The sequence below is a fragment of the Spirochaetota bacterium genome (assembly GCA_035477215.1).
Taxonomy (GTDB): Bacteria; Spirochaetota; UBA4802; order UBA4802; family UBA5368; genus MVZN01.
Genome location: DATIKU010000030.1, coordinates 13,957 through 38,519 on the forward strand (window position 1 = coordinate 13,957; position 24,563 = coordinate 38,519).

At 56.0% G+C, this 24,563-nt stretch carries 19 protein-coding genes; 8 read left to right on the plus strand and 11 right to left on the minus strand.

Annotated elements, in window-relative coordinates; translation table 11 throughout:
• Nucleotides 1-264 precede the first annotated feature (264 nt).
• The 5 genes from VLM75_06070 to VLM75_06090 all read left to right on the plus strand — a co-directional run bounded on the left by VLM75_06070 (nt 265) and on the right by VLM75_06090 (nt 5,732).
• Nucleotides 265-1,005, plus strand: coding sequence for an RluA family pseudouridine synthase (locus VLM75_06070; GenBank protein ID HSV96488.1), 741 nt, complete (start codon nt 265-267; stop codon nt 1,003-1,005).
• Nucleotides 1,006-1,081: 76 nt separating this feature from the next.
• Nucleotides 1,082-1,420, plus strand: coding sequence for a hypothetical protein (locus VLM75_06075; protein ID HSV96489.1), 339 nt, complete (start codon nt 1,082-1,084; stop codon nt 1,418-1,420).
• A gap of 30 nt (nt 1,421-1,450) precedes the next feature.
• The gene (locus tag VLM75_06080; protein ID HSV96490.1) at nt 1,451-3,544 is read left to right on the plus strand and encodes a VacB/RNase II family 3'-5' exoribonuclease; all 2,094 of its coding nucleotides are present in this window, start codon (nt 1,451-1,453) and stop codon (nt 3,542-3,544) included.
• A gap of 183 nt (nt 3,545-3,727) precedes the next feature.
• Entirely contained in the window at nt 3,728-5,203 is a 1,476-nt protein-coding gene (locus VLM75_06085; GenBank protein ID HSV96491.1) for a leucyl aminopeptidase, read from the plus strand.
• 43 nt (nt 5,204-5,246) lie between these two features.
• Nucleotides 5,247-5,732: a ferritin family protein gene (locus VLM75_06090; protein HSV96492.1), complete on the plus strand. Its 486-nt coding sequence runs from the start codon at nt 5,247-5,249 to the stop codon at nt 5,730-5,732.
• A 57-nt stretch (nt 5,733-5,789) separates the two neighbouring features.
• Here VLM75_06090 and dnaJ read toward each other — a convergent pair whose 3' ends face one another.
• The 8 genes from dnaJ to VLM75_06130 all read right to left on the minus strand — a co-directional run bounded on the left by dnaJ (nt 5,790) and on the right by VLM75_06130 (nt 13,918).
• Nucleotides 5,790-6,899 carry a molecular chaperone DnaJ gene (gene dnaJ / locus VLM75_06095; GenBank protein HSV96493.1) on the minus strand — a complete coding sequence of 370 codons (1,110 nt, stop codon included), beginning with the start codon at nt 6,897-6,899 and terminating at the stop codon, nt 5,790-5,792.
• 93 nt (nt 6,900-6,992) lie between these two features.
• Nucleotides 6,993-8,942 carry a molecular chaperone DnaK gene (gene dnaK / locus VLM75_06100; protein HSV96494.1) on the minus strand — a complete coding sequence of 650 codons (1,950 nt, stop codon included), beginning with the start codon at nt 8,940-8,942 and terminating at the stop codon, nt 6,993-6,995.
• Nucleotides 8,943-9,017: 75 nt separating this feature from the next.
• Nucleotides 9,018-9,788, minus strand: a complete 771-nt coding sequence (locus VLM75_06105) for a nucleotide exchange factor GrpE (GenBank protein HSV96495.1) — start codon at nt 9,786-9,788, stop codon at nt 9,018-9,020.
• A gap of 49 nt (nt 9,789-9,837) precedes the next feature.
• On the minus strand, nt 9,838-10,893 hold the full coding sequence (gene hrcA / locus VLM75_06110; GenBank protein HSV96496.1) for a heat-inducible transcriptional repressor HrcA: 1,056 nt from the start codon (nt 10,891-10,893) through the stop codon (nt 9,838-9,840).
• A gap of 111 nt (nt 10,894-11,004) precedes the next feature.
• Nucleotides 11,005-11,826, minus strand: a complete 822-nt coding sequence (locus VLM75_06115) for a hypothetical protein (GenBank protein ID HSV96497.1) — start codon at nt 11,824-11,826, stop codon at nt 11,005-11,007.
• Between the two features lie 253 nt (nt 11,827-12,079).
• A complete protein-coding gene (locus VLM75_06120) occupies nt 12,080-12,841 on the minus strand; it encodes an SDR family oxidoreductase (protein HSV96498.1) in 762 nt (253 codons plus the stop codon).
• 138 nt (nt 12,842-12,979) lie between these two features.
• Nucleotides 12,980-13,264, minus strand: coding sequence for a hypothetical protein (locus VLM75_06125; GenBank protein ID HSV96499.1), 285 nt, complete (start codon nt 13,262-13,264; stop codon nt 12,980-12,982).
• An 84-nt stretch (nt 13,265-13,348) separates the two neighbouring features.
• Nucleotides 13,349-13,918 (minus strand): VOC family protein, encoded by a 570-nt coding sequence (locus VLM75_06130; GenBank protein ID HSV96500.1) that lies wholly within the window; start codon nt 13,916-13,918, stop codon nt 13,349-13,351.
• Between the two features lie 298 nt (nt 13,919-14,216).
• On the opposite strand from VLM75_06130, the gene VLM75_06135 reads away from it, so the two are divergent.
• Both VLM75_06135 and VLM75_06140 read left to right on the plus strand, forming a co-directional pair.
• On the plus strand, nt 14,217-15,020 hold the full coding sequence (locus VLM75_06135; GenBank protein HSV96501.1) for a hypothetical protein: 804 nt from the start codon (nt 14,217-14,219) through the stop codon (nt 15,018-15,020).
• Nucleotides 15,021-15,181: 161 nt separating this feature from the next.
• Complete coding sequence (locus VLM75_06140) at nt 15,182-17,548, plus strand: pyruvate formate lyase family protein (GenBank protein HSV96502.1); 2,367 nt, start codon at nt 15,182-15,184, stop codon at nt 17,546-17,548.
• A gap of 229 nt (nt 17,549-17,777) precedes the next feature.
• Here the strand turns inward: VLM75_06140 and VLM75_06145 are convergent, their stop codons facing one another.
• From VLM75_06145 to rsmA, 3 genes are all read right to left on the minus strand, one after another.
• Complete coding sequence (locus VLM75_06145; protein ID HSV96503.1) at nt 17,778-18,569, minus strand: SDR family oxidoreductase; 792 nt, start codon at nt 18,567-18,569, stop codon at nt 17,778-17,780.
• A 66-nt stretch (nt 18,570-18,635) separates the two neighbouring features.
• On the minus strand, nt 18,636-21,086 hold the full coding sequence (locus tag VLM75_06150) for a TIGR03960 family B12-binding radical SAM protein (protein HSV96504.1): 2,451 nt from the start codon (nt 21,084-21,086) through the stop codon (nt 18,636-18,638).
• The gene (gene rsmA / locus VLM75_06155; protein HSV96505.1) at nt 21,073-21,912 is read right to left on the minus strand and encodes a 16S rRNA (adenine(1518)-N(6)/adenine(1519)-N(6))-dimethyltransferase RsmA; all 840 of its coding nucleotides are present in this window, start codon (nt 21,910-21,912) and stop codon (nt 21,073-21,075) included. Before rsmA ends, VLM75_06150 begins: the two co-directional genes overlap by 14 nt.
• Nucleotides 21,913-22,342: 430 nt before the next feature.
• On the opposite strand from rsmA, the gene VLM75_06160 reads away from it, so the two are divergent.
• Nucleotides 22,343-24,511, plus strand: a complete 2,169-nt coding sequence (locus tag VLM75_06160; protein HSV96506.1) for a glutamine synthetase III — start codon at nt 22,343-22,345, stop codon at nt 24,509-24,511.
• Nucleotides 24,512-24,563 lie beyond the last annotated feature (52 nt).

The following is a 24,563-nucleotide window of genomic DNA, read 5'->3' on the forward strand; positions in this document are numbered from 1 at the left end:
AGACGGCCTATGGCCCACTATGATATCACGGTTCAATCGCCGTGCAATAAGGGAAACCCTTATATATGTTCTAACAGATTTTCTTACACGCACTCCAGGCTTTTCATTTAACTCGATGCCCGGACTATTATTTATATTCTGCTTTTATTCCGCGAGGACTCCGGCCATTATGACTATAATCGACAGGCTCGTTGCGATAAATGGTGAAGCCATTCGCATTACCGGTTGCACGACCGCCCATACACTCGTATCCGGATTCATGGCATGAAACTTGAAATACTGTACGAAGACAACCACCTGATCGCCGTCGAAAAGCCCGCCGGCATCATCACCCAGCGCGACAGCACCGGCAGGCTTTCGCTCATCGACATGGTGAAGGAGTATATCCGCGAAAAATACGACAAGCCCGGCGAGGTCTTTCTCGGCGCCGTTCACCGACTGGACCGCACCGTTTCAGGACCCGTGCTTTTCGCGCGGACCTCGAAGGCCGCCGGTCGCCTTTTTGATGAATTCAAGTATCGCAGGGTACTCAAGCTGTATGCGGCACTCGTGCACAATCCCGCCGGTGCCGGAGAGAAAAGCGCCGGTACGCCGGAATGGAAAACGCTCTCGCATCATCTCGAGCGAAAGAGGGACACGACAAAAATCGCCCAACGGGCAGGGATTAAAACAAAGGATGCCTCGCTGCGATATTCGGTGCTCGGTCACGATGATCGTTACGCGCTCCTTCTCGTCCACCTTCTTACGGGCCGCAAACACCAGATACGCGCACAGCTTGCCGCCATCGGTTGTCCCATCGTTGGTGACCTCCGCTACGGCGCACACGACCCCGGCGACCCCGATGCCATCGGGCTTCACTCATGCCATCTCCGTTTCATTCATCCTACCCTGAAAATCCCGATAGCGATCAATTCGAAGCTCCCGGAACGAATCGCATCGCGCCTTTCGCCCGATATCCCGCTCGACGAAATCGCGGCAAAAATTAGTTGGGAAGAACTCCCCTGAAGGGCCGCCCATTTATCGTTGACAAATGCCGGTTCCGCGTAGTATCGTTCTTTTAGGATAAAAACGGGGGAAGAGTATGGGTTTTTTGAAAGACGCGAGCAGGTCGTTCCTTAAATACAGCGAAATGCTGATCGACAAGACCGAAGAGTACACCCGGCTGGCGAAGCTCAGTCTCGAGATAAAGCGTCTTGAATACATGATTGAGAAGAATCATATAGAGATCGGCGAGTATGTTTCAGGAAAGATCGGAGAGGGCGCTCAGAATCTAAACCTTGATGATGAAACAATCAAAATTAGGCATCAAAACATCATGGAGAACAGGAAAACCATCGATGTTAGACGAAAAGAGATTGAAGAGATAAAAAAGGCACGCTCCGCGAGCGGACCCGCCGATCACGGAAAGACCGCGGAATAGCCCGCTTTACCGGGCCCGCACTCCACAAACATGCCAATATCATCCAAAAGAATTATTGAAGCAATACGTGCATTTAAAGGCCCGTTTACCCATGCGGATTTACTCTCGCGAATCGGTGACGAAAAAGCCGGGCATGAAAGGAAAAAGACCCGTCGGCCCGCGAAAAAGAGCGGCAGGGAGCTGCCGCGTATCGAAGAAACCCTCCGCGAGCTTACCGGCGCCGGATTCCTCGTAAAGCGCGGCAAATCCTACACGCGCGCCGAATCGTTCACGCCCGAGGGCGTCATCACCATCGACGGACACGGTGTCGGCACGCTTAAGACTGACAATGGGGACGTACTGTCGATAAAGAAGGATTACACCGGCAACGCCCACTCCGGAGACAGGGTCAAAGCCGAACTTGACGATTGCCGTGACGGTGCGTGTTATGCCCGCGTAAAGGCCGTCAGCAAACGCAAAAAGGAACGTTATATCGCCCGGGTCGAAAACAAGCTGAGAGACCACATCATCTACCGTCTGGTCGATCTCCCCGGAGGAGTGCAGGTCCGCGGCGCGCGCTCTTCCGATGAGCCCCGCAAAGGCGAGCTCTGCATCATACAGTTGACGGGAAAGACCGTATCGGGCATGACCGAGTGCGTGGTGGAGCAGTCATTTTCAACCGACGCGCAGGAATACGATCTACGCCGTATCATGATCAAACATTCCGTCCCCGATCCGCACCCGCATTACGAAGAGCTTGACGCTTTCGACAAGGCCTTCCTTTCCCGCGAGAAAAAGGGACGAAAGGATTATCGCAGGCTCTTTACGGTCACCATCGACGGCGAAAACTCCAAAGACTTCGACGACGCCATATCGCTCGAAACCACCAGGAGCGGATGCAGGCTGTACATCCATATCGCCGATGTCTCCGCCTTCGTGCGCAAGGGCGGCCCCGTCGACCTCGAAGCGGCGCGCCGGGGCACAAGTTTTTACCTTGGGAACCACGTCGTGCCGATGCTGCCCGAAATCCTCTCCAACGAATTATGTTCGCTTAAGGAAGGCGTCGAACGATTATCGCTTTCCGCGGAGCTCGGGTTCGACAAGACCGGCAGGCTGACCTCGCAGAGCTTTCACCGGGGAATCATCAAAGTGGACAGGCGGCTCACCTACGTGTCCGCCCACGAGCTCGCAACGAGCGGACGCAGGAAGAAGCTCGACCGTCTCCTTCTCGGCATGTACGATTTCGCCCTGGTGCTCAAGGAGAGGCGCATGCTCCAGGGGCGGCTCGACCTCAACCTGACCGACTCTGAATTCATTTACGAGGGCAACACCCTGATCGACCTCATCGCCACACAACGCCTTAAAAGCCATATCATTATCGAAGAATTCATGCTGAGCGCAAACGAAGCGGTGTCGAAGGCCCTTCGCGAAAACAGCGTACCGACCCTTTACCGCATCCACGAAAACATATCGCAGGAAAAGCTCGCGGCGCTCGAAAAATTTCTTCAGACCCTTTCCATTCCCTTCAGGAACCGCGATAATATCGGCGTATCCCTCCAGGAGGTGATCGACCGCGTACACGGCAGGGACGACGAGGAGGTGGTCAACTATATCATACTCAAATCGCTCATGCAGGCGTATTACGGCGTCGAGCCGCTGGGACATTTCGGGCTGGGGTTTACGGACTACACCCATTTTACGTCTCCGATCAGGCGTTATCCCGACCTGATAGTACACCGGTGCCTGAAGGCGCTTATCCAGCACGAGCCGTCTCCGTACGCAGTAGAGGCACTCCGTCCGATCGGGGAGAAGAGCTCGGAGATGGAACGGGTCGCACAAAGCGCCGAGCGCGATCTGTACAAGCTCAAGTCCTGCCGCCTCATGTACGACCGTATCGGCGAGCTGTTCGACGCGGTCATAAGCGGGATTTCGCGCTACGGCTTTTTCGTAACACTGCTGGAGCGCCCGATCGAGGGCATGGTTCCGCTTCGCTTCCTCACCAACGACTATTACCTGGTGAACGAGGACGATTTTACCATCATCGGCCGCAGGCTCGGCAAACGATTCAGGCTTGGCGACAGGGTGCGGGTACGGATTGTCAGCGTGGAAATAGAGACGATGAGGATAGATTTCGAGGTGGCCTGAGTACGAGCCTCCATATCGCCGCCGATAACTTGAAGCGATTTTCTAAAAACACCCCGACGTGCTAAATTATTGTTGAAATAATCGTCCATGACCGGTTTCCTTCCTTGCAGGAATCCGCGGTGCGGCTGCGGTCAGCGGCCGGAAACGAGTCGCGATAATTGAAGGAGTGAGCATACCACATTGATGAAACTTACGGCAAGGGAAGCGAAATTCGACTTTACGGTCCGGGACACGTTGGCGTTGTTCCTGTCCGAGGATTTCGCGCTGAAAAAAGGCGCGGGAATCCCCGACCAGATTTCGCATATTACGAGCACGGCGAACCTCGGATTTTTCAGGGCGAAAAGCGGTGAATCGCTTTTCCTCCCCCTGTCAGACCAGCCGTCTCTCATATTTGCCGGACTTGGAAAAGCCGATGAGATTTCCCGCGAATCGCTCCGAAACGCGGCGGCGGGCATCATCGATATCTGCAGGAAGAAGAAAATAAGCACGCTGCATGTGCTCCTTCCTCAACCGGAAGGTCACGACGAAAAGGAGGTGCTTTCGGCGCTTGCTGAAGGTATGTATCTCGGCAATTACGGGTTCGACCGATATAAGACCAGGCCGGATGATATCGACCTTCCGTTGGATACGGTCAATTTTTACGTAACCGGTACTCCCGGGGCCGCAAGGATTCTCCACGAAACCGCAATCGTCTGCTCCAATACACTCCTGTGCAGGGACCTGATCAACGAGACGAGTGAACGGGCCAACCCGGCCTCGATCGCCGCCGAGGCCAAAAAGCTCGCCGGGATGAAGGGAGTCTCGTGCACCGTTCTCGGTCACCGGGAGCTTGAAAAGCTCGGAATGGGTCTTCTTCTCGCCGTGGGTCGTGCCGGCCAGCATCCGCCCCGGATGGCGATACTGCGATACAGGGGCAATTCCCGGAGCAAAAAATCGCTTGCCATCGTCGGGAAGGGAATCACCTTCGATTCCGGGGGGCTGAACCTCAAGCCGTCAGGCCATATCGAAGACATGAGAAGCGACATGGCCGGGGCCGCGGCCTGCATCTATACCATAAAGGCGGCGGCCGAGCTGGGATTGAAGAAAAACCTGTATGCCGTGATTCCGCTCTGTGAAAACATGGTGGCGGGCAACTCCTATCGCCCCGGGGACGTTTACCGCGCCTTTAACGGAATTACGGTCGAAATCGGCAACACCGACGCCGAGGGACGACTGATCCTCGCCGACGCGCTGGCGTATACGGAAAAGAGACTGAAGCCCGATTTCATCATCGATATCGCCACGCTCACCGGGGCCTGCCTCGTCTGCTTCGGTGAAATCATCGCCGGACTCCTCTCCCCCAGCGATGAACTCGCCGAAGCGGTTCGCAAGGCAGGCGAGGAAACCGGTGAGCGCGTCTGGCGCCTCCCGCTTTATAAGGATTATGCCGAAGATTTAAAATCGGACATGGCCGACATGTCCAATGTGTCGTCCACAAGGAACGCGGGGACTATCATCGGCGCGACCTTTCTAAACGCGTTCGTCGAATCCACACCGTGGGCGCACATTGACATTGCGGGGACCTCGTGGGGATCCAAACAGCGGGGCTACCGACCCAAGAACGCGACGGGCTACGGCGTACGGCTTTTTATTGAGGTGATAAAAACCCTCGCCATATAAAGTAAACTGCGCCCGGACAAACCGGCGCGCCAAAGGAGACACGATGAGATTTTCAACAAAAGAACTGGTCGACATGGCCATCGGCATCGAGGAGTCGGGTTATTACTTTTATACACAGTGCAGAAAGAAGTTCGACGACCCGTATTTCACGGAGTTGTTGACCTTTCTCGCCGAAGAGGAACTCCGACACAAGGAGCTTTTCGAGAAGATGCTCGGCGAACTGAAAGAAACTTCAGGTGTATTCAGCGAGGATTACTACCAGTACCTCAAGGCGCTTGGCGATGAACGCGTTTTCAAAAACAACGATGACGTCGACGCCGTGGTAAAAGAGATGGAATCGGTGTTTGATGTGCTGAAGGTCGCAATGACCGCGGAGAAGGATTCGGTCCTCTTTTACAGCGAACTCCTCTCCATGCACGAAAAGGACAAGGACGCCCTGAAGATTTTAAACAGGCTTATAGACGAGGAACGCAGGCATATCGTGCTCATTCTCGAATTAAAGGAAAAGCTGGAACTTTCGTCGCGGTAGGAAACTCCGGCGCGTCCGTGCATAAAGCTACCGCGCGGACGTTGTCGTTTCTTGAAATCAGTAGAACTGCCTCGTCAACGAGCCCGCCTCCTCGCCCTCGAGGCGCGCGAGCTCCTGAAGAAGCTCTTTCTGGCGCGGGGACAGTTTCTTGGGAACGCGTACGTTTATCTTTACCAGCTGGTCCCCGCGGCCGTAAGAGCCGAGATACGGAATTCCGTTTCCCTTCAAACGGAACACCTGGCCGTTTTCGGCGCCCGCCGGAATTTTCATCTTGACCTTGCCCCCGGTAATCGTCAGCACCTCTATTTCGCCGCCAAGGCATGCCAGTGAATAGGATATCTCGACGACGTTAAGGATGTCGTTCCCGTGCCGGTCGAACACCGCGTGCTTCTTTATATGCATGACGACATAGAGATCTCCCCTCGGTCCGCCCGACGGGCCCTGTTCGCCCTCTCCGCTGATTTTAAGACGGGAGCCGGACTCCACTCCCGCCGGGATTTTCACCGTAATCTTGCGCTTCTTCGTAACAAGGCCTGAACCGCTGCAGGTTTTGCAGGGTGATGTGATAATCTTGCCCTCGCCACGGCACTTGTAACACGTCTGAGTGATCGAAAAGAACCCCTGGGTCTGTCGCAACTGGCCGGTCCCGTTACAAACCGGACACACCGCGGGCTTTGAACCGGCGCCGGAACCGCTTCCCCCGCACGTGGCGCACAACTCGCTCCGGGGAATTTCTATCTGCGCTTCCTTGCCCGTTGCGGCCTCCTCCATCTCAATAATGAGGTCGTACTGGATGTCGGCCCCGCGCCTGGGCCTTTTCGCGCGCCCCTTGCCGCTATAGCCGGCGCCGAAGAAACCCTCGAAGATGTCCCCGAGGTCAAAATCACCGAAAATGTCCGAAAAGTCCGTGTACGCGCCCCGGCCGAATCCCTCCAGGCCCGCGACGCCCTCGTGACCGAACTTATCGTACTGGGCCCGTTTCTTGGGGTCCCGGAGAATCTCATAGGCCTCGGTACCTTCCTTGAACTTCTCCTCGGCCTCGGCGTTTCCTTTATTCTTGTCGGGGTGATATTTAAGGGCGAGCTTCCTGTAAGCCTGCTTTATCTCGTCCTCGGAGGAGTTTTTCTGCACGCCCAGAATTTCGTAATAATCTCGTTTCGTACTCACACAGTCCTCTTACCATAAACCGGCATGGCTTTCAGTCTCTTCCAACCGCCGGAGGCGGGTGTGAGTCCACCCGCCTCCATAAGCGATTACACGTTATTTCTTATCGTCATCCACGACTTCATAGTCCGCGTCAACAACATTATCCTCTGTCTTTCCTTCAGCGTTTCCGGCTTCCTGGCGCGCCGATGAGTCGGCTCCCGCTCCCTGCTTGGGGCCGCCCTCAGTCTGCTGCTGCGCGGTATCGCGATATATCCGCTCGGCGAACTTGTGCGAGGCCTGTTCCAGTTTGGATTTTGCCGCGCGAATCGCGCCCGCGTCGCTGCCTTCCATGGCCTTGCGGAGATTTGCAATCTCGGACTCTATGGCCTGCTTCTCGGAATCCTCTATCTTTCCCTCGTTGTCCTTGACGAGCTTTTCGAGAGAGTAGATGAGCGAATCCGCCTCGTTTTTCGCCTCGATGGTGTCCCTAAGCCTCTTGTCCTCGTCGGCATGCACCTCCGCGTCCTTGACCATGCGCTTTATCTCTTCATCGTTAAGCCCGCTCGACGACTCGATGCGTATCTTCTGCTCCTTGCCGGTGCCGAGATCCTTCGCCGAAACGTGCACGATGCCGTTCGCGTCGATGTCGAAGGTCACCTCGATCTGCGGGATTCCCCGCGGCGCGGGAGGAATGCCCACCAGGTCAAAACGTCCGAGCGTCCTGTTCTGAGACGCCAGTTCGCGCTCGCCCTGCAGAACGTGTATTGACACCGCCGGCTGGTTGTCCGCCGCGGTAGAGAAAATCTGGCTCTTGCGCGTCGGAATGGTCGTATTCCGCTCTATAAGCTTGGTCATTACTCCGCCGAGGGTCTCGATTCCCAGCGAAAGCGGGGTTACGTCGAGCAACAGGACATCGTGTACGTCGCCGGCGAGAACACCGCCCTGAATGGCGGCGCCGATGGCGACCACCTCGTCCGGGTTCACTCCCTTGTGAGGTTCCTTGTCGAAAATGCGTTTGACCAGTTCCTGTACGGCCGGGATACGGGTCGAACCGCCCACGAGGATGACCTCGTCGATATCTCCCGGGGTGAGTCCCGCGTCCTCGAGCGCCCGCACGCACGGCTCCTTGGTCGACTCGACGAGGTCCTCTACGAGCTGCTCGAACTTGGCCCTTGTGAGGGTCATGATAAGGTGCTTGGGGCCGTTCTGGTCGGCGGTGAGGAACGGGATGTTGATCTCCGTCTGCGCCTTGCTCGAGAGTTCGATCTTCGCCTTCTCGGCCCCTTCTTTAAGGCGCTGGAGTGCCATCTTATCACCCGTCACGTCGATTCCCGTCTGCTTCTTGAATTCGGCTATAAGCCAGTTCATGATACGCTGGTCGAGGTCGTCCCCGCCCAGATGGGTGTTCCCATTGGTGGACTTCACCTCAAAAACGCCGTCGCCGAGCTCGAGAATCGAGATATCGAAAGTGCCGCCGCCGAGGTCGTAGACGGCTATCTTTTCGTTTTTCTTCTTCTTGTCGAGACCGTAGGCAAGCGCCGCGGCCGTCGGCTCGTTGATGATGCGCTCGACATGAAGTCCGGCGATCTTCCCGGCGTCCTTGGTGGCCTGTCGCTGCGCATCGTTAAAATAGGCGGGCACCGTAATAACCGCCTGGGTCACCGGTTCGCCCAAAAAATCTTCGGCAGTCTGCTTCATCTTCTGGAGGACACGCGCCGATATCTCCTGCGGTGTAAACTCACCGGCCATGGTCTTTACCTTGAGACCGCTCTTGCCATCATCGAGCACGGTGTACGACACCATCTTGATCTCGTTCTGTATCTCCGAATAATTGCGGCCCATGAAACGCTTTATCGAACGTATCGTGTTTTCAGGGTTGGTGATGATCTGGTTCTTCGCCACCTGCCCCACCAGCCGCTCACCCTTGTCGGTAAAAGCCACCATCGACGGGGTCGTGCGCTGACCCTCGGAGTTCTGGATCACCACCGGCTCGCCGCCCATCATTACCGAAACGCACGAGTTTGTCGTTCCCAGATCGATTCCTATTATTTTCCCCATTGTCATGCTCCTTATTGCGTTATTAAGTTATTTCCATTTAGCCTTTCGCATAATACAAAGGCCGAACTGGATTTTCATTCTTCAATTCATGGATTCGTTGGTCTGCGATCCATTCTGCAAACCACAGCCTTCGCATCCATCCTTCCCCGCACGGCGCTCCGGACGACTCACCCTCACCTTTGCCGCGCGAACTACTGACTCGCCCATCTTAAAGCCTTTCCGATAGACCCTGGTGATGGTGTCGCGTTCGACTTCCGCGCTCTCATCTATCTCAACCGCCTCATTGAAGGCGGGATCGAACTCCCTGTTGAGTGATTCAATCTCCTCGATTCCATACTTCTTCAACACTTCCTCAACCTGCTTCGAGATCATCGAGATCCCCTCCAGGAAGGAGGCCCGCGCCTCGGCGACGGTGCAGTTCTCGCTTACCGCGCCCGCGGCCTCAACGGCGCGAAGGAGATCGTCGTTAATGTTGATGATGTCCCGGGACATATCACGTATGGCGAGGTTCCTGTACTCGTCCTGCGATTTCACCACGCGCTTCTTGTAATTCTCGAAGTCCGCCTGCCGCCTTGTTAATATGTCCTTCAGCGCAGCTATCTCTTCGTTTTTCTTCACTATCTCCTCATCTTTCTTTCTGATCACTTCGGCCAGATCTTCCGGGCCAAGGCGGATCATTTCGTCTTCCGCGTTTACTGTCCCGGGAGGGCCTTCCACTCCCTTGAGATGTCCGTTCATTTCGTCTTCGCCGCCCGAACCGCCCTCCTGCGGCCGCGATGCGTCAGCAGCCTGCTGAGTTTCCCGTCTCTTCCCGTCGGTTTCTCTGGCGTCGTTTTTTGAGTCCCGTATCATCCTCTCTCCTCCCCGCAATGCTCTCCAATCAGCAACAACGAGACTGATTTCATTTCGACATTTTCGTTAAAAATTCAGAAAATATCTTTCCAGTATAATCCACGAGCGGGACCACCTTTTTATAATCCATCCTGGTTGGACCGATAATGCCGACGACGCCCACCCGCTTGTTTCCAATTTTATACGATGATGTCACTATACTGCAGCCGGACACCTCGACCTCGGTTATCTCCTCGCCGATAAGCGTTTGCACGCCATCACGCTCCATGGTCTTCTCGATGATCCCCCGAAGCACCTTCTTTTCCTCGATAAGGCGCAATAGTCCCTTTAGACGGTCGGCCTCTATCATCTCGGGAATGTGGAGAAGGTTCTGCACCCCGTCTATATAGAGATCGGGGTCGTTACTTTCCGACAGTGCGAGCTCCGCTATATCCAGCGCCATTGCCCTGTTTATTTCCGTCCCCTTCACCTCGCGCAGCGACTCGAACATGTCCTTTTTGATCTCGAAGAGCGAATAGCCGCCCAGCTCGCCGGTAAGGAACTTGCTGAACCTGTACAGTTCGTCTTGTGTGATGTTGGTCGATACCACCACCTTTTTGTTGATTACGATACCGTTTCGCGTTACCAGGATCGCCAGTATCTCGTTGTTGTCCAGGAGGACGAGCTCGATGTGCTTGAGCACCGTAAAATCAGGTCGCGGCGTAAGGACCACACCTGCATACTGGGACGCCAGCGACATGGTTTTTGTGAGCGAACTGAATATTTTATCAAGCTGCATCTCGCGCTTGATCATCTCATCCCGAACGCTCACCTTTTCATTCATCACGAACTCGTAGGTGTCCAGAAGGGAATCGACGTAGTAACGATAGCCTTTGTCGGTCGGCACCCGCCCTGCCGACGCATGGGGCTGCATGAGGTATCCCATCATTTCGAGGTCGTACATCACGTTCCTCATGGTCGCCGGCGACAGGGTGAAGGAATACTTATGCACGAACGACCTCGAGCCAACCGGTTTACCGGTGGTGATATATTCATAAACAATGGCGCCGAGAATCGCCGCCTCTCGTTCGTTCAAAGACTTGTCTATTCTTTCTTCGGTATCCATCAAGTTACCGTTATTAGCACTCTATGCGATTGAGTGCTAATAACGTACATAAAATAATCCACGACGTCAAGTCAAAAAAAATGAAAATGCGAAAGAGAGGGTGCTGGAGGACTACTTTTTACCGCTTTTTTTCTCTTTTTCTTTTTCTTTTTCTTTCTCATCGGCCTCAAGCCGCGCCCGCATTGCGTCAATCGCCGTTTTGAGCCTGGAAGCCTCATCGGACTCACCGAAGAGAATGTGTATGCGCCTGAGGACCGACAGGAATTCGATCGATTTCAACATGTCCCCGGGGACCTTGGTTGACTGTTCATATTTGGTGCGGTACTGCTGGGCCGCGTCGCGCAGGCTCAGCTTGCACAGCGTCATTAATTGCTGGCGCTCCCGGTAAAACTCGGTGCGGGGATCCCGGTATTTCTGCACTTCCGAAAAATTTATGCCGTTCTTGGTCACCGCCGCGACCCGTCCCTGCAGGTCGACGAAGGACCATTTCCACTTGGATGTTTCACCGATCCTGTCTATAAGCGTTGAGAGAACGTAATTGATGCGCTGAATGATTTTCAGCATCTGCTGCGGATTAATGCGGTCGATCGCCGCAAGGTATTCCTCGTTCTCTTTGAGGGAGCGGTCCACCTGGTCGCCGACCAGTTCCTCCATCTTCTGTAAAACGGCGAAAAATTCCTTGCGGGCGTTTTTTAACGCCGCCTCGTTCTTGATTTTCAGAATCTCGAACGATGCGTCGTTCATGTTGAGATCCAACATGATAATCTTCAAAAGCTCGATCACGGTTTCCACCGCGAGGTAGCCTTTGATCCGGGGCATTTCCTTCCTTTTCTTTTCGAGCTCGGTGATCCGTTTATACGATGCGTCTTTCTGTGTTTTGAAGTCTTTGGTGTAATCGTTATAAACGGATTTTTCCGCCTTGGTTATGGCCATTCCACTACCCTACGCATAAGCATCAATAACGGCGCCTCTGCCCTCAACCCGCGTCTCTGTCCGCTCCTCCCGCCGTTCCTCGACGGGTTCCGAAGCGACGGGCGTTTCGCTGCGCGCCGAAAAGCCGCGCGGAATTATGTCCGGACCGGTAATAGCCTGAGCCTCCATGACTCCCTCCCGCACATTTCAGTCGGGTTTATAGTACTACACTTCGACATTTTACACAAGTAAAAGTTGCTATTTTTCACCCTCGTCAAGACAGCGATCCGCCGTCGACCACGAGCACCTGGCCCGTAATGAATGCCGCTTTGTCCGAACACAAAAAGAGCACCGGATGGATCACGTCGTCCACCTCCGCTATTCTGCCCATGGGTATCCCTTTTTCTATCTGCGATCGCAGGGCGTCGTTTGACCAGAAGGGCCTGCTGAAATCGGTCTTCACCATGCAGGGCGCGACCGCGTTTACCTGAATGTTAAACTGCGCCAGTTCGAACGCCAGCACCCTGGTGAGCATATCGATTCCGGCCTTGGCGATGCCGTATATGCCCATTGCGGGCGCGGCCTTTCTTCCGGCGATCGACGATATGCTAATAATGCGCCCGTGCTTCTGTTCGCGCATAATCATAGCCGCCTTTCTGGAGCACAGGAAGGTACCGGTAAGGTTAGACTCTATTATTTTAGTCCAGGTCGCCGGTTCCGTATCGATAACTGAAGCGGTAAGCAGGTTCATCCCTACGTTATTTACGAGTACATCCACCCGACCGAAGGTATTGACGGCAGACTCGAAAAGCGTGTTGACGTCCTCTTCCTTCGCTATATGCGCGGGCAGTGCGAGTACCCTGTCGCCTCCGTTGATCGCGGCCACGGCCGCGTCCAGGCCCTCCTTCTTGCGTCCGCAGATTACAACCTTCGCCTTCTGGGCCGCAAGCGCCTTCGCGAGCTCCAGGCCTATCCCGCGGCTGCCGCCGGTAACGACCACGACCTTGTCCTCAAGTCCATACCATACCGTACTCATTGGCAATCTCCATAAATATTCAAAGTTTTATCGGGCCGTCGTGCGAGCGGTATAACGATTTGCCGCACACTGCGCGATCGCCTCTGTTATGCTGTTTTTCGCGGCGGATACGACATTTAAGTTCTTTACGCCCCCGCGTTATCGCCCCCTGGGTTCGGGAGCGATACGCGGTATCGTTTTAATTATCTCGCTGCTTTTTTCACGCACCAACTCCACGCGTTCCCACAGGTGCTTCAGCGTCTCGCCTCCGTTCCATGGAAGTTTCTCTCCCGTGTACGAAAGATATCCCGCATAAAGGAGCAGGAGCAGCAGCACGATGGCCGCCAGCTTTATTATGCCCTTTATGATATAGTAGATGATGAACAGCACAATCGCCGCCGCGGCGACCGCCATCACCGTATTAATAAACTGCGCAGTCAGCATACGCCGCATCTCCCAACGGGCCTGACGCGGCAAACGGTCGTCAACCGAGCGCATGGTGAGTATTTCAATCCGTTCAACATTATTTTACAACCGGATTTTTTCGGCGTCGCCGGTAAGGCAGCCTATTTTCATCATGAAATGCGACATGCCGACGGGGATGCCCGCCAGTTTAGTTTCGATAAATTCGGCGATGATATTTCCCGGCCCGCCCGTTTCGTAATACGCGTAGCGCGTCACCGCACCGCCGCGGCTGCGTATCTCTCCGCTCTGGATCGGTTCTATGCCCGTTTTTCGGAGCACGTCGAGTTTTTTATCCAGGTTTGAAACGAAAAAGCCCACATGATGTAGTCCTTCGCCCCTGGCGGCAAGCTGTTCGGCATAAATGCCTCCCGACCCGGCGCGGCTTTCAATGAGCTCCACCTGGACGCTGCCCATATACGCGAGGTAAATTTCCACGTCTATGATGGTCTTTTCCCCGCGTACTGTCACTTCGAGCGGGCCGATGCTGTTCGCCCTGTACCATTGACGAATGCCGAGCGTTTCGGCATAGCGGCTCATCGCTTTGGCCGCGTCGTGTACGACTATACCGAGCTGGTTTACTTTCCCGCGGCAGACCATTCCGCCGCCAACGTTTTTTGCAGTGTCAGTTTCCATTGGCGCTCTCCACGATAAGGTGCTTCGATCATGCATTGTTTTCAACGAATGTCAATCCAATTATATCCCATGTTGCCGCTCGGTTTTTAACCCTGAGCCCGCCTCCCCATCTTTTTAATAAATTCACACATGATGACAAGACACGCCTGTACCGCGTCGGCGGCGCCGACTGCCGGGGGGATACCCCCCGAACAATCATCGCGTTCGATTGTTATTGTTTGACAAGAAGAAATCACTATGATCCACTGCATTCGGCCGTTTAACTCATGCCTTCCCTCAATTAGGCGAGGTGAACAGAATGGGAGCCTTCGTAAAAAAACATCTTAGCATTTTTTCCCTGCTCGTCGCGGCATCATTCGTTCTTGCTACGTTAGACACGGCATCGCCCGGCGAAAAGGCCGGCAATGCCAGACTGCCATCCCTGCTTAAAAAAGGCTACATCGGCGAGCTGACCTGGTGGGAAGGAAAAAACATCGGGGAATATTCCCGCAACTGGAGCACGTCACACCTTAAAGCGACCGGCACAGGCCCCGCAAAGCCTGTCCCGACCGCAGATCAGGACCCCGATGATGTTGAAAGGGAATACTATAGGGATTTGGAAAATTGGGAGTGCATGTACAGCGCCTGGAGCGCCATGGACGGTAATTACAAAACAGCATGGTGCGAGGGGAAGCAGGACGAGGGGATCGGGGAAATCCTGATCGTAAAGGCGGACACGAGAAAGCCCGTGCAAATATGGAACGGACTGGGCGCGAGCGACAGCCTGTATAAGGCCAACAACCGTGCCCAGAAAATCCGGGTATGGGCCTTACAGGCCGGAAAGGCACAAAAGGCGATCGGCCAGTACGATATAGGTATTGCTTACGAAGACATAACCGTGGTGGGCTCCCATGAAATCACCTTGAAGGACCTGAACGGCTGGCAACCACTCCCCCTTCCGGCCCGCAGAAGGCCGGCCTTCCAGTCCGTTATCGAAAACGGGCAACCTGCTTTAAAATATGAAGGCAGCACGTTTCTTGCCATTGAGATTCTGTCCGTGTACAAGGGGACAAAGTATAACTATACCTGTATTTCGGAAATAAACGCAGACAAGGGCAAATAGGGCGGATATTCCATCGGCCCGCCCCATTGCGACAGGAGACACCGGATACCCGGCGGCGTTATCGGGATTTAATATTTGCTCAGGCGAGCGGTTTGCGTTATCATGATTCCAGTGATGACCATCAAACAGCGGACCCATCAGTCCGCGGAGGAAGGGTTGTCGTGTACGATGACAGTACGGTAGTCGTCGATTATCGTTCCGCACGGTTCCAGCGGATAAAAAGCGGGCTTCTTGCCGAGCCCATGCATCTGTGCCCCGAGCGGGCATATCTTATCACCGATTATTTTAAAAAGCACGATTCGCCCGCCGAGGCTATGATAGTCCGCAAGGCGAAAGCGTTCCGGTACCTCATGCGGTCCAAGTCGGCGATCATCTTCCCCGACGAGCTGATAGCGGGAAACATGGGGACCCGCAGAAAATCCGCCATAATCCAGCCGGAGCTCTCGGGCGTTATTTCGATGATCACAGACCTCGCTCGCATCGAGAAAAGAAGCACCAACCCCATGCGGATATCCCGGCGCGACCGTCTTAAACTATTTACCCGTGTGGTTCCGTACTGGAGCTTCCGCAACCTGGTGTTCCGCGCTTTCTACCCGCGTTTTGGCCGTTTCCTGCGCTACGCGGCCGAACAGCTCAACGCGACGTATTACCTGATAAACGAGGCCGGTGGCATAGGGCATTTCCTTCCGAACTATGAGCGAATTCTAAAGACAGGTATCAGAGGATATCTCGAGGAACTCGGGAAAGGCGGAACTGACTTTCATCGCGCGGCGATAATCGCGTGCGATGGGATCGTTGCCTTCGCGGGTAAACTCGCGGCGGAAGCCGGGCGCCTTGCCGAAACCGAATGCGACGCGGAGCGCCGGGCCGAACTGAAGGAGATCGGGCGTATATGCGCGAAGGTCCCGCTCGAGCCCGCCGGAACATTCCACGAGGCGCTCCAGTCCCTCTGGCTGGCCCACATGGGCGTCTGCCTCGAAAGCATCAACTCGGCGATTTCATTCGGCAGGATGGACCAGTATCTCTATCCCTATTACCGCGACGACCTTGAAGCGGGAAGGATCACCCCGGAGCGTGCGCGCGAACTGCTCCTGTGCTTTTCGGCCAAGACGACGGAACACGTCTTTCTTCTCTCCGAGCGCACCAGCGAATATCACGGTGGATATCTCGTGGTGCAGGCGGCGATTGTCGGCGGGGTTGATAAAAACGGGAATGACGCGGTCAACGATCTCACATACCTCTTTCTTGACGTGATGGAGGAATCGGGGCTCCGCGACCCTAATTACCAGGCGCGCATCCATCCGAAAGCCCCCGAGCGCTACGTCCGACGAACCATGGACGTGGCAAGAAAGGGAAACGGCGTTCCGGCCCTCTTTAACGATGAAGCGTCGATATCGGCGCTGCTGCGCCATGGTTATCCGCTGAATGAAGCGCGTAATTACGGCGTGGTCGGCTGCGTGGAGCTGGCCCTTCCGGGAAAGAGTTTCTTTTCAACCGATGCCGCGCTTTTCAATCTGCCGGTTTGCCTCGAGCTCGCGCTCAACCGTGGAAGGCGTCTGCGCGGAGGCGCCCGCGTCGGCGCGAAGACGCCGGCCCCTGAAAGCCTCGCCGGTATCGAAGACGTAATCGGCGCGTTCCGGTTACAGGTGTCCCATATGGTTGAACGGTTTATCACCGATATTCAGGTCATCGAACGCGGCAACCGCGATCATCACCCCACCCCGTTTTCTTCAATGCTGGTTGACGGCTGCATCGAGTCCGGCAGTGACACGACCGCCGGCGGGGCGCTGTATAATTCCAGCGGCATCCAGGGAGTGGGCGTCGCGGATACCGCGGACTCCCTGGCGGCGCTGGATTACGTCGTATATCGCAAACGCCGCTATGCGCTGACGCAGATTATCCGCGCCATGCGGACAAACTTCGCTTCGGATCCCGTTATGCGGGCCGAGCTGCTTAACGCGCCCAAATACGGAAACGACCTCGAACTTCCCGACGGGTACGCAGCCATGGTGGTACAGATTTTTCACACGGCTCTCGCGCAATACCGGAATACCCGCGGCGGCCCGTACGTGCCCGGTTTTTATTCATCGACATCGCACGTGGGGTTCGGACGTCGTACCGGCGCGCTGCCCGGGGGCCGGCCGGCCGGAGCGCCTTTTGCCGCAAGCCTCGATCCGGCCCATGGGCGGGACCGCCTCGGCCCCACCGCACTGCTCAATTCCGCATCGAAGGTCGATTCCGACCTCGCGCCAAACGGGTACGCCCTCAATCTGCGCTTCGATCCCAATACCGTCGCCGGGGACAGGGGATTGAGCCTTCTTACGGCCCTGATGAAGGGATTCTTCATTTCCGGGGGGATGGAGATGCAATTCAATATACTGGACCCCGAAACACTGGAGGAAGCCCGTCGCAATCCCGGCTCCCACCCTGGGCTGGTGGTGCGGGTGGCGGGATATTGCGCATATTTTGACGATTTGCCCGACTCGGCGAAGGGCGAGATCATCGCACGAACACGGCTTGTATTATAAGATTACAGCGCTTTCATCGCCCCGGCGATGGTAAATGAATTCCTGAGCCTTTTGATGAAAGAATCGACGCTTATCCTGAAAGACGCCGCGTGGCGGATAGTTCGGGGAAACCCCGCACTAAGTGGTGGCGCTTTTAATTCGGGAGAATTCCCGGCTCCAGACGCGAAGTGCGGCCGTCATCAAGTCGATAAACATGCCGAAGCCGATCGCATTTGCCGCGCTGATGAATTCACATCAGCCCCCTGTACGCCCCGCCGTCGATGAGGATGGTCTCGCCGGTGATATACCCCGCCCTCTCTGACGAAAGGAACGCGACAAGCGCGCCGAATTCCTCCGGGGAGCCGATGCGCCCCGCCGGGATTCCCGCCGTGATCTCGCGCTCGGCCGCGTCATACGCCATCCCATCCTTCAAACTTTTATTTTTTATAAGGCTTTCGACCCGGTCGGTCATGATATAGCCGGGCGCGACGGTGTTGCAGGTTATATTGAAAGGGGCGAGTTCGCCCGCCAGCGTCTTCATAAAGGCCACCACGCCCACGCGCGCCACGTTTGAAAGCGCGAGGTTCGGAACGGGCTGTTTCACCGTGATGGATGTGGAGGCGATGATACGGCCCCACTCCTGTAGCCTGATGGCCGGAAGGAAGGCATGCACCAGGCCGATCACGCTGAGCAGGTTGAGGCCTATGGCCTTTTCAAAATCGGCCGGGGCGAAATCCGCTATAGTCCCCGGCGGCGGGCCGCCTGCGTTGGCGAAGAGTATATGCACCGCACCGAAACGCTCCCGCACCTCCGCGGCGAAAGCAGCGATTCGGGCCCGGTCCTCGACGTCGCAGGGGGCGGAAAAGGTCTCGACCCCGTATTTTTTGCGCAGTTCATCGGCGGTTGCACCGACGGCTTCGGCGTTTCGGGAGCAGAGCGCGAGCTTCGCGCCTTCGGCCGCCAGCGCCCCGGCCACGGCGCGGCCGAGCCCCCTGCTCGATGCCGTTACGACCGCCACTTTGCCCTTCAGTCCAAGGTCCATACCGATACCTCCAGCAAGATTAAAACGTAAAGGAATGGGACGGCGTTGTCAAGTCCGCGATAATGACTATTCAATCTCCTCGAGACCGCTGTCCGTCCTGCGAAACTGTCGCAGGCGCGTAAGTCGTATTCGATGAAGCCCTTCCATTGGCATCTCCGCGAGCGCCATGACGGCCCTGTCGATACGAAGCGAATGCTCGTCGCCCGCCGGAAGAACCAGTGTTACGTTTGCGCCGTCGATACGGGCATCGAGGATCGCCTCGCCGAACTCGATCGTCGAGTGGCCCTTCTTGGTCTCCTTTTGAAAGGGGATGCGCGCTTCGATACCGCGTTTCATCGTTTCAACAATTTCCGTATCGTCAGTTTCGACCGAATACTCCATGGCGCGGGTTATGGCCATCAGCGATTCCTTTGTTGCGATAAGGCGGGCCGACTCGACTCGTACCCCCCGGGGGAGGCGGTCGTTCATCCTTCCCGGTAATTCCACGATATCAACATCATCATACAGATCGACGTCAAGCATCTCGCAGGCGCTTTCGATGCCGAGCGGCAGGGGATAGCCCGCCGCGATGCGCTCCCGCTTGTTGAATCCCTGCGAGAAGGAAACGGGAATTCCGGCCATGCGCAGAGAGCGCTTTACGATCTCGATAAAATCGATGTGCGGAATGTAGCGTGCGAAACCGTTCTTTGACAGGCGAAGCCGCACCCGCAGCACAACCGCGTATTTCCGTTCGAACGCGTCGACCGAACGGTCATCGACGGTCAGGACGCCCGCGGGGCGCGGGAATTTTTTCTTTAATACCGACGTATCCGCGGGCGCCTTGCGCTGGAGCCCAACGAGACGCTCGAAGCCCGTTTCGACCGCGCTCCACGGAAAGACCTCGTCTTCGCGGCGAGAATCCAACAGGGACCTCCATCCCGGTAAATCCTCGTTCAGCCGTTTCTCCCATGTCCCGTAATTGAAATGCTCGCTCCACGAATCGAGCCGCGCGCCGTCGCGGTATGCACCGAGTATGACCGTAGCGAGGCGCTCATCGCCGCGGGCGAGCACACCTTCCAGGACCGACGATTCAACATTATGGTTCTTTATCGTTACCGATCGCGGCACTCCCCGCTTGAGGCGACGGACGATATCGTAAAAATACGCCGCGTCCATCTGTCGCGCCCACTGAAAAGGAGTCAGCGGCTTGGGCACGAAGGGCGAGACGGTGACATTGATCTCCTTTTTGCCTTTCGAGAGCGATGCGATCCTTTTAAGCAGGGCGATCATCGCCTCGGCCTCGTCGACACTTTCGCAGCCTGGGAGCCCTATCATGAAATAGAGCTTCAGCGTCCGCCAGCCGCGCTCGAATACGTGCGCCACGATCGAAAGCAGATCGTCGGTGGATATCCTCTTGTTGGCCAAAGCGCGTATCTCCTCCGAGGCCGACTCGACGGCGAAGGTAAGCGAGGCTTTTCTCAGCGAGGAGATTCTCTCGATTATCGGGAGGGTGCCCATGTCCACGCGAAGCGACGGAAGCGAGATCGAGACTCCGCGCTCATTGAGGCGCGGAAGGATGTCGTTTAAGAGCTCGGCCAGGTGCCGGTAATCGCCGATGGAAAGCGACGCGAGGGTAAGCTCGTCGTATCCGGAGTTTTCGAGCACCGTCGTGATGCCGTCGGAAAGAAGTTGCGGCGAATACTCCCTACAGGGGAGGTCGTAATAGCCCGCATGGCAGAAGCGGCACATGTTCGAACAGCCCCGGCTGACCTCGACGATCGCCCTGTCCTGGGCCACGCGAATGTTCGGAACGATGGGCCGCAGCGGAAAGTGCGGCACCGGCGCCCGGTACGACCGTTTTCGAACGAGCTTCCCCTCGATCGCGGCAAGTCTGCCGTCTTTGCGGACGACGCGATGCAGCGACGGGACGTACACGCCCTCGATTTCTTCGAGTAGCGCGAGCTTTTCGTTTCGGCGGAGGTTTCGCCTTTTTGCCGCCAGCAGGCATTCGGCGATCTCCACTATGCCCTCCTCGCCGTCGCCCAGGAAAAATGCGTCGACGAAATCCCCCATCGGCGCCGGGTTGCAGGACGCCTCGCCCCCGGCAATCACGAGCGGCTGCGAACCGTCCCGTTCGCGTGCCATAAACGGAATCCCACCGAGATCCAGGACTTGAAGAACATTCGTATAAAGAAGATCGTGCGACAGATTAAATGCGAGCATATCGAGCTCGCCAAGCGGGGTGCGGCTTTCGAGCGTGAAAAGCGGAAGGCCGAGTTCGCGCAGGCGCTTTTCAAAGCCCGTATCGACCGAAAAGACTCGTTCGCATGCCACGCCCTCGATCGAATTGGCGATATCGTACAGTATGCGTATCCCGTGGTTCGACATCCCTACCTCGTAGAGGTCGGGATAGCAGACGGCCATCCGGAGGTCCGCGCCGGATTTTATCACCTGGTTGTATTCGCCGCCGGTATATCGGGCTGGCTTCTGCACCGCGGCGACGAGTTCGGTTATGACTGAATCCTTAATTGCCGGCACGGATCGCCTCCTGAATGCGCGCGGTCAAAATCGTGTATTCCGCAACGGACATGTTTTCCCCCCGTATCCTCTCATCCATTCCCATTTCACCTAAAACACCGAGCACCACTTTACGGTCCAGATCGATATGAGGTGAGTCCGCCAGCGCCTTCGACAGCGTTTTCCTGCGGCCCCAGAACGCCGATTTCACCAGCAGGTGGAACAATGCAAGCCCCTCTTCGTCGAGACCGACGTCGTCCCTCATCGCAAGCTCTATAAATACCGAAACGACATCCGGTCGTGGATAAAAGCACTCCGGCCGTATGCCAAACAGCGACCTTGCCCGGTAATATATCCCGAGTGCGACCGAGAGCGCTCCGTACTGCGCTGTTCCCGGAGCCGCCACGATCCGCCCGGCCATCTCCTTCTGCAGCATGACATATACCGACGGTATGCGGTATTCCGTCGCAAGTTTAAAGAGGACTTCCGAGGAACAATAGTATGGAAGGTTCGATACGGCCTTCGTAAAAACGCCGGAAGGAGCGATCTTAATAAAATCGCCATGGATAAGCCGCAACTTCCCGTTTCCTGAAAAACGGTCCGAAAGATATCGCACAAAGCCGGCGTCGATCTCCACCGCCGTCACCGAGCCGGCACGTTCAAGCAAGCCTCCGGTGAGCGCGCCAAGCCCCGGGCCTATCTCGAGGACGGTATCGGTCACCGCAACGCCGGCCGCGCCGAGGATCTTTCCAACAGTGCCGGTGTCGCACAGAAAATTCTGCCCGAGCTTCTTATTAGGTGAAAGCCCCAGCGCCCGGGCCGTTTCTATTATTTCACTTCTGTTCATTCGATGCGTCCATATCCCCTCGATCCGGTTCGTGGGACGGTGGCTCAGAAGATTATTTTACACCGCCGCAACAAAGTAAATATATTTACTCAAACCATAGCCTGAACCGATTGGCCCAGAAGCGCAGGATATTGTCAACCACTCTCGCCAAAGTCCATTTCCGTTTCGGCCGTGTAAAATTCCCGCCCCAATGGCCTTCCGGGTCGCGCCGACTGTTGACCGCCCGCCTGGAAGAGGTTGGATGAGTATCAGGATATTCTTTGATAAGAATGAGCGCATACGGGATGCTTGCGACCGTACGTTTATATGGGCAATTTATATTAAATCAATGTTAAATAAGTCTTTTAAATCGGGTTTTAAGGCTGTACTTGTTTGACAAATTTGTACCGGGGAATTTAGCTAACGCAGATAACCATTCTTCGGAGGAACCATGAGACGCTTTGAGAAGATCATCGCAGCCGATAGAAGCTATGTCGCGGAAAGAGAGAAAAACGTTCCGGTTTCCCAGTATTTTGGAGAAGACACATTCAGCTCCGGGACCATGCAGGAAAAGCTCCCCGCGACCGTTTTTCAGCGGCTTCAGGATACCACTTTAAGGGGAAAAAAGCTCGACCTTGAAACGGCAAACGCCGTGGCGCACGCCATGAAGGAATGGGCCATCGGAAAAGGAGCCACCCATTACTGTCACTGGTTTCAGCCGATGACCGGATCGACCGCGGAAAAACACGACGCATTCATCGAGTTTACCGACGAAGGGGCGCCCATAGAACGTTTTTCGGGCAAGCAGCTTGTTCAGGGGGAGCCGGACGCATCGAGCTTCCCGAGCGGCGGCATCCGGTCAACCTTCGAGGCGCGCGGCTATACCGCGTGGGACATCTCGAGCCCCGCGTTCATACTGAAAAGGGGCATAGGCACCGCCCTGTGCATTCCCTCCGTATTCATTTCGTATTCCGGTGAGGCGCTCGATAAAAAAACGCCGCTTTTGCGCTCCATCGAAGCGATAAATACCAGCGCGCTCAACCTGGTTAAAGTGCTCGGCAACAGAAAGGTCCGTAAAATCTACGCCACGCTGGGCCCCGAACAGGAGTACTTCCTTATCGACCAGGACTATTTCTACAAGCGCCAGGACCTTCTCCTTTCGGGCAGGACTTTGCTCGGCGCCGCCCCCCCGAAGGGACAGGAACTCGAAGACCATTATTTCGGGAGCATCAAGGAGCGCGTATTCTCGTTCATGCACGACGTGGAAGAGGAGCTCTACAAGCTCGGAATCCCGGCCAAAACGCGCCACAACGAGGTGGCCCCCAGCCAGTATGAGCTCGCGCCCCTCTTCGAGGAGGCCAACCTCGCGGTCGATCACAACCAGATTCTTATGGAAACCATTCGTTCGGTCGCGTCCAAGCACAAGCTGGCGGCGCTCCTTCATGAAAAGCCGTTCGCCGGGATCAACGGTTCCGGCAAGCATCTCAACTGGTCGCTTGCCGATGACCAGGGGAACAACCTGCTCAATCCCGGCAAAACCCCCCAGGATAACATCCAGTTCCTGGTCTTCCTGGTCGCGACCATCCGCGCGGTCTACTACCACGCCGATATCCTCAGGGCATCCGTCGCCTCCTCCGGGAACGACCACCGGCTGGGAGCGAACGAGGCGCCGCCGGCGATCATGTCGGTCTTTCTCGGCGAACAACTCAGCGGCATACTCGAGGACATCGAAAAGGGCGTGGTGACCAACGGCACCAACGGAGTGATCATCGACATGGGGATATCGAAGCTGCCGCTGCTCTCCAGGGACAACACTGACCGTAACAGGACCTCTCCGTTCGCCTTCACCGGCAACAAGTTCGAGTTCCGCGCGGTCGGCTCCTCGCAGTCAATCTCGTTCGCGGCCACGGTTCTCAACACCATCGTGGCCGAAAGCCTCGACGTGCTCGCCGGAAAAATCGCCGCCAGGGGTGAGAACACCAGGCAGGCGACGCTCGATGTATTGAAAGACGAGATCAAGGCGGTTAAGAATGTGCTCTTTATGGGTGACAACTACTCGAAGGAGTGGGAGGCTGAGGCCAAACGCAGGGGGCTGCCCAATAAAAAGACCTCGTACGAGGCTCTTCCCGACCTTGCCACGAACAAGGCCGTCGCCCTCTTCGAGAAGTACAAGGTTCTCTCATCGGTCGAGCTCAAATCGCGGTATCACGTCCGCCTCGAACGATACATCAAGGAGATAGGCATCGAGGCCAGTACGCTCTGCAACATGGTAGAGAGCCAGGTACTGCCGGCGGCGATCCGTTACCAGAAGGAGCTCGCCTCGTCGATATCGCTCGCGGCCCAGGCGCTCGGAAACGCCGCGTCGCTCGAACCGCAGAAAACCGTGCTCTCGTCGCTTGTGGGGCTTATCGGTTCAACCCATTTGCTGGTGGCCGAACTGAAGAAGACCGTGGAAAGCGCCGAATCCCTCAGAAGCGAAGAGGAGAAAACGACCGCCTTCGGCTCGAAGGTTCGCTCGACGATGAACGCCATCCGTGCGAAGGTGGACGAGCTCGAGCTCATGGTCGATGACGAACTGTGGCCGTTGCCGCGCTTCTGGGAGATGCTGTTTATCAAGTGATTTCCGATAATCAAAGCGGTAAAAAAACGAAAAGCGCTCCATTCATGGGGCG